The sequence below is a fragment of the Streptomyces sp. P5F9 genome, from assembly GCF_057961495.1.
Genome location: NZ_JBXVPZ010000545.1, coordinates 1 through 5,996, shown reverse-complemented (window position 1 = coordinate 5,996; position 5,996 = coordinate 1). Strand labels below are relative to the sequence as shown.

The 5,996-nt window shown below is 71.4% G+C and carries 6 protein-coding genes and 1 pseudogene; all 7 read right to left on the bottom strand.

Annotated features, from left to right (window positions below; all coding sequences use genetic code 11):
- Positions 1 to 365: 365 nt before the first annotated feature.
- Positions 366 to 788: a hypothetical protein gene (locus tag AC31A1_RS45120; protein WP_489658884.1), complete on the bottom strand. Its 423-nt coding sequence runs from the start codon at positions 786 to 788 to the stop codon at positions 366 to 368.
- Positions 731 to 1,576: a hypothetical protein gene (locus tag AC31A1_RS45115; RefSeq protein WP_489658883.1), complete on the bottom strand. Its 846-nt coding sequence runs from the start codon at positions 1,574 to 1,576 to the stop codon at positions 731 to 733. The genes AC31A1_RS45120 and AC31A1_RS45115 overlap by 58 nt, the downstream gene beginning before the upstream one ends.
- Before the next feature lie 30 nt (positions 1,577 to 1,606).
- Positions 1,607 to 2,530: a hypothetical protein gene (locus AC31A1_RS45110; protein ID WP_489658882.1), complete on the bottom strand. Its 924-nt coding sequence runs from the start codon at positions 2,528 to 2,530 to the stop codon at positions 1,607 to 1,609.
- Complete coding sequence (locus AC31A1_RS45105; protein ID WP_489658881.1) at positions 2,527 to 3,309, bottom strand: hypothetical protein; 783 nt, start codon at positions 3,307 to 3,309, stop codon at positions 2,527 to 2,529. Before AC31A1_RS45105 ends, AC31A1_RS45110 begins: the two co-directional genes overlap by 4 nt.
- Positions 3,306 to 3,728 carry a hypothetical protein gene (locus AC31A1_RS45100; RefSeq protein WP_489658880.1) on the bottom strand — a complete coding sequence of 141 codons (423 nt, stop codon included), beginning with the start codon at positions 3,726 to 3,728 and terminating at the stop codon, positions 3,306 to 3,308. Before AC31A1_RS45100 ends, AC31A1_RS45105 begins: the two co-directional genes overlap by 4 nt.
- A 110-nt stretch (positions 3,729 to 3,838) precedes the next feature.
- The gene (locus AC31A1_RS45095; RefSeq protein ID WP_489658879.1) at positions 3,839 to 4,393 is read right to left on the bottom strand and encodes a hypothetical protein; all 555 of its coding nucleotides are present in this window, start codon (positions 4,391 to 4,393) and stop codon (positions 3,839 to 3,841) included.
- A gap of 146 nt (positions 4,394 to 4,539) precedes the next feature.
- A pseudogene (locus tag AC31A1_RS45090) lies at positions 4,540 to 5,996 on the bottom strand (hypothetical protein); the annotation flags it as partial.

The window sequence follows — 5,996 nt, the reverse complement described above, 5'->3', positions numbered from 1 at the left end:
GTGTGGGGCAGACGTCGTGGGCGCGGGGGGTGGCCAGCGTGCTGGGGATGCGGCGAGGGCCGTGTGGTAGGCGGCGCCGCTGAACAGGCTTATGCCGATGGGGACTTGGTCGCCGTGGCTGGTCAGCAGCAACACAGTCCGGGCGGCCATGTCCTTCGTGGCGATCTCGTTCATTGGGTCGGGGACTTGATGCCAGATCTCGCCGCCGTGGTCGTGGTGTTCGAGGCCGAGGCCGTTGAGCAGGACCAGTAGCTGTTCCAGGGCGCCGGTGCGGGTGTCGACGTAGCTCGTGCCGTCACGGTGACAAAACGCCGGCCCCGGCCTCGTCCGCCAGGCTCACGAGCGGGCTGCCATTCGAGCGTGGTTCACCGCCGACGCGGTGTTGCCGCACTGCCGCCGGGGTGGACAGCGGAGGCGGTCGACGTGTCCGGAGCGGCTGCGGCGCTGCGCTGGCGGCGTGCTGCCAGCGCAGCCTCCTGATAGGCGGCGGCGTCCCAGACGGCGTCGGTGATGTTGACCAGGTACCCGGCCACGAGCAGGGAGGGAACGGCGCTGGTGGCGAGCTTCCTTTTCTCGGCCTCGGTGAGGCGTGCGGGAGCCTCGTGCCACACATAGGTCGGGCCCGAGGAGCCCGCGGGCCTGAGGGTGTTGCGTTCGAAGCCGAGCTGGTCGAGCAGGGCGAGGAGTTCCTCGGGCGCACCGGTGGGTGTGTCGGCGTGGACCGTGTCGGTCAGCGGTCTGATGTAGATCTCGACGTCGGTGCCTTCGTCGTCGGCGCGGTTTCCCACGTACGTCGTGCTCCCGTTCGGGGATGGGGCCAGTGGCTGCGGTGCGGGGCCGTGATCGGCGGAGGCGGAGGCATTGCCGCGGCGGTGCCGAGGGCTGGCCGGGCGGGCGGATTACGCAGGACCACGCCGACGCCGAGTTCGGACAGCCGGTGGCCGGCGGCTCGTACGGACGCGGCCTGGCGTGCGGAGTCGTCCCCGGACAGGACGAAGGCGTCGCGTTCGGTGTCGAGGGCGAAGCCGTGCTCGGTCAGGACCCCCGTGATGTCTTCACGGTCCGGCCGCTCGACGACGAGCGTGCCGCCGGACCAAGTCATGACCACGTGCTCCGGTTCGGCGGCCGAAGACGCCGCGATGCGGACGGCGTTGGTGCGGACCTGGGCGAGGGCCTTGTCGTACAGGGGCAGCAGGTCGTAGTGGATGTCCTCGGCGGCGCTGAACGGATCGGCGGCCACCGCGATGCCGTCGGGCTCGCGGACACCGCGGAACGCCTCGGCTGGTGCGTCGGCGGGGGCCATGGCGGCGATCAGGTATCCCTCGCCGGGACCCGGCCGGTCTGCGATGAACAGCCGGGTGCCGTCGTCGCGGGTCAGCACGGCGTAGTGGTCCACGGTGCGCCTGGCCAGGGCGTCGGCGACGTCGTTCATGTCCCACACACGGTCGGTGAGGGAATCGTGGTCGGTCGTGCCGCCGCGGTTCGGGTGATACGTGCTGGTCCAGGCGCCGGGTAGTTCGCCGGCGAGGACGGCAGCGAACGAGCCGAAAGTGGTGTCGGGGGCGGAGTCGTGCATGGTCTCCTCAAAAGGAACGGGAGGTGGGGATCAGCGCTGCTGGTTGCCCGAGGCGGGCGCGGCAGTGGCGATGACGGGGCTGGTGGCCATCCGGGTCGAAAGCGGTACGGGTCGCGCGGCGGTGGGCAGGGCGCGGGCGGTGGCGTCGAGGTCCTGCTGAATGCCGTGCAAGCGGCGGGCGATCAGCTCCAGTTGGTGTCCGGCGGCCGGCCCGTAGGCGTGCGGAAGACGGTCGAGACGGTGGGCCGTGTGCTCGACGAGGCCGCGCACGGTCGCGAGCGGACCGGTGTTCTCGGCGGCGAGCTGCTGCAGCAGTCCGGCGAGTTGGGTGACGGCGTCCACAGAGCCGGGCGAGGCACCGTTGGCCGGTACGGCGGCACGTTGCGCGAACCGGGCGGTCTGCTCGGGAATCGGGCCGCCGCCCTGGGGAGAGCGGAGGTCCAGCTCGGTCTCGATGCGCCGGCACTCGGCCGCCAGGACCGGAGACATTCGACGGTGCTGCGTGGTCCATGTGCCGTCCGGCCGGATGAGGTTGGCGAGCAGGTCGAGACGGCCGGGCTGCGCCTGGACGGCGATCCAGCGGCAGCCGCGGTCGTCCCCCGGCCGGTGGATGCCCACGATGCGGAGGATCCGGTGGGCGATTTCAGACCACTCGGGGCCGGTGAGGTCGCGGTCGCTGGGGTGCAGGCGCACCTCCGCGTGCCAGATGGAGCGGACGTCGTCCTGCCCACTGGCCGCGTCGGGGTGCTGCCAGCTGGGGGCGTCCAGGTGCTCGGCCCACTCGGCGGACGTCCAGGTCTTCTGCTCGTCGTCGGGCGTGCTGTGGTCCAGCCCCGGCCAGTGGGCGACCACGGTGTATGCGGTCAGCCCCTCGTGGTTGCTGACCGGCCGGCCGAGGGCCTCGGTGAGCGGCTCGGCGGGCGTGAAGTGGCGTGGATGGATACGGATGATCATTGCGGGGTGGGCTTCCGGCGCTGATGGGCGAGTTGGGCCAGGTCGTATGAGGCGGTGATCAGGGTGTGTTCGCGTACCAGGTCGGCGTGGATGGCCGGATGGCCCGGGGGCAGGAGTTCCAGGGCGCGCTCGACGGCGGCGTGAGCCTGGGGATAGCGGCCCAGAGCGCGCAGCGCCGACGCCTTGCGGAACTGCGCGATCGGATCACCGTCGCCGCCGTCGGGCAGCCGGTCCACGAGGGCGAGGAGCGTGTCCGCGCGGCCGGGAAGCAGGCCGCCCAGCCACACCCCGTGCAGCAGGACGTGCAGCGTCTTGGGATGATCCGCCGCGGTGGCGAGGACCTGCTCCATCACGGCCAGACCGTCCGAGCGGGACTGGCCCAGGCGCGCGAAGGCGTACAGCGCCCAGCTGTACGGGTCCGCGTTCAGCACGCTCAACGGCACCTGGTTCAGCAGGGATTCGATGGAGCGGCACCGGAAGTCGTAGCGCAGGGCGCTGAGATAGAGGTGCTGGTACGTCCGCGAGACGACCGGGCCCGGTCCGGGCCCGGGGTCGGTGACGTCGCCGGGGGCGAGCAGCACCAGTGCACTGTTCCCGGCGGTGCGGGCCTGCCAGGCGACGTCGGTGCACACCTCGGCCGACTCCTGCCATGTCGCGTCCAGATCACGCAGGTCCTCGGCCAGACGCACCGGCCACTGGGTCCCGGCGACCGTCTCGATGGCGATCGTCTCCGCGCGTGCCATCGCCGCGGTGCGCTCCGGGCCGACGGTGCGGGTCATCGCCCTCCTCGGGCGTCGGCGACGTGCACCACCTGGTTAAGAGGGGTGAGCGAGTACCAGCCGCAGTCGACGTCCCCTTCGGCGCCGGCCAGGCGCGGGAGGAGATACATGCGCAGCGCCTGCTGGTAGATGAGGCAGTCCGGGCAGCGGCGGGAGAGGTGGACGAGGTAGCGCGGGTGAGCGGTGACGTAGGTACGCGCGCCGCCGTCCGGGTCGTACAGCCGCCACCCGTCCTCGTCGGTCGGCGTGTGCCACGAGGGCGTGACGACCTTGTAGGTGTCCCCCCACAGATTGCTGCCGGAGGTGCCCTTGAGGATGACGACCTGGTCGCCGGGCCGGAAGTGCTGGTGATTGATGTCCCGTTCGGGGGTGACGATGTCACCGGGGGCATGCGGTGGACGGGAGACGGCGTCGGGCACAGCAGGGTGTTCCTTCCACGAGCAGGCGCAGGGGAGGCGGTGGGAGGAACAAGACTCCGGAGAATCCCCGGTTTCGGTAACCGGGGATCGTCGGGTATAAGAACCCGCGTCTAGCGGAACGGGTTCTCGGTTCCGGCGTCGTCACAGGTGGCGGCGTCGAGGAGTTCGGGCAGGTCAGTGCCCTCGGCGGCACGCTGATCGAGCCACCACCCGGCGCGGGTGAGGGTGCGGATCGTGTCCTCCAGGACCGTCCAGTCGGCCTCGTCCCAGCTGCCCTCGGTCACCAGCGCGCTGTACGCGGCGCTGACGAGCTGGTGGCGGGAGTGTTCGGCCCAGGCGAGGGCCTTCTCGGGTCCTTCGAGCGGCGGCATGTCGAACTGCTCGGCCCACTCGGCGGCGGCCTGCTGCTCCTCGGCGCGCTTGGCGGCCAGCCACTCCTCCTTGCCGGCGCCGTCCTCGTCGCGAGCGGCCTTCCAGCAGGCAGAGCAGTCGCGCTCCTCCAGCCAGCGGGCGAATGAGGCGCGCCGGTCGGCGGGACGGTCGGAAAGATCATGCGGGACTTCGTGTCCACATCGGTGGACGACGGTCCAGGTCTTACGGACCCCCGGGGAATTCCGTTTGATGGGCGTTACGTTCGAGGTCGGGCTGCTTGTCTGGGGCTTCAAATCGAGTGCCTTTCGTTGGCGGTTGGGGTGGTGGCCTGCGTCGTTGCGGAGGGTCGTGCATCAGATGCGCGATTCACGCGGCGGACGGAGGTGGTCCGGAGTGCTTGGCGGTGGTCTCGGGGGACGCTTCCGCCTTCTGCGTCGTCTCAGCGTGTCCTGCGGATGGCGTCTGTGGCCGCCGTGGCGATGGCGACGGGAGCGCTGGGGCAGGTGCAGCAAGGTGGTCCCCGGCAAGTGGCGGGACTGGGCGGTGAGGGTGAGCTGGAGTACGGCGCAGCCGGCGGTCGTGAGCTGCTTGACGCGGGTGACGGCTTGAGCGGTTTCGTCGCTGGCGTACCGGGCGTCGGTGACGATCACGAGGAGGCGGCCGGCGCCGGGGCGGCTGAGTTCGAGGCCGTGGTCGAGTGCGTCGATGGCGGCGCCGAGGTTGTGGTGGCCGCCGTTGGCATCGAACGTCGTCACGCGCTCTGGTGCTCGGTGGGTGGGTCGGGTCAATGCGGTCAGGTGCAGGTCATAGGCGATGGTGGCGGTAAGGGAGTCGGGGTCGGTCAGGGCTGCTGCGCGTGCCACGATCCAGGCAGCGGACGCGACGGGCGCGCAGGCGGCACTCTGCTCGGCGGCGGTGGGCCTGCGGGTGCCGGTGACCGGGCTGCTGTAGGGCGCCGGTGTGCCGTCGGGGGTGACGGTGGTGCCACGGGCGTTGAAGACCGACTTGGCGGTGGCGGCGGCTTTGCGTCGCTGGCCGGCCCGCTGGGCGCGGTCCTGAGCCTGCGCCTTGGACTGCGCGGCCATGGCGTTGGTCGCTGCGGCCTGTGCCGCGAGGTCGGCGGCGTCGGTGGCTGCCGTGCTGTCCATGACGACCCTAACGGCGCCGGACAGCAGATCGGTGAGGTTCTCCGGCACGGGCAGGGCGGGGGCCGCGGTGTCCAGAGCGTCGCACCATTCTTTCGCGTGCGCGAGCATGGTCGTGGCGTCGTGGTCGGCGCACTGGTGGGCTGCGGTCCAGATGCGGGTGAGGGTGGCCAGCAGGTTTGCGCCCAGCACCTTTTCGCACAGATCGGCGACGGCCCGGGTCTCGCCGGCGTCCAGGATGCCGACGTCACGGCGGCCGAGGACCAGGGCCGCCACGGCGGCGGCGTGCTCGATGCCCTGGAGGGTGGGGTGGGCGATGTCGGGCATGACCAGGGTTTTGGCACTGGTGCGCAGGTACGTGCGGTCCGTGGGCCGCCGGTTCAGGTGTGCGCCTTCGACACGGCTCTCCTCCAGCAGGAGCGCGGCCTCGACGACACGGGGGTCCGCTCCGGCAGGCTTCGTCCAGACGGAGTGGGCCGCGTGCGCGGCCTCGTGGACGAACACTCCCCAGGCGGCGGGATACCGCTCCTCGTCGCCCACGATCCGCGGATGGATCTCGTGGGGCTTCAGCGGGGCGAACAGGCCGGCGTCGAACTCGACCTCGCCCAGAGTGGGGAAGAACGCGGCCGGTGCTCCGCTGCGCGTGCCGGGGCGGCAGGTGACGAGGAGGTCTGGGCGGCCGGAGAGGGCGACCAGCCGATCGCCGAGTTCGGCTCCCACGCGCAGCCACGCGTGAGGGGAGGAACGGGGG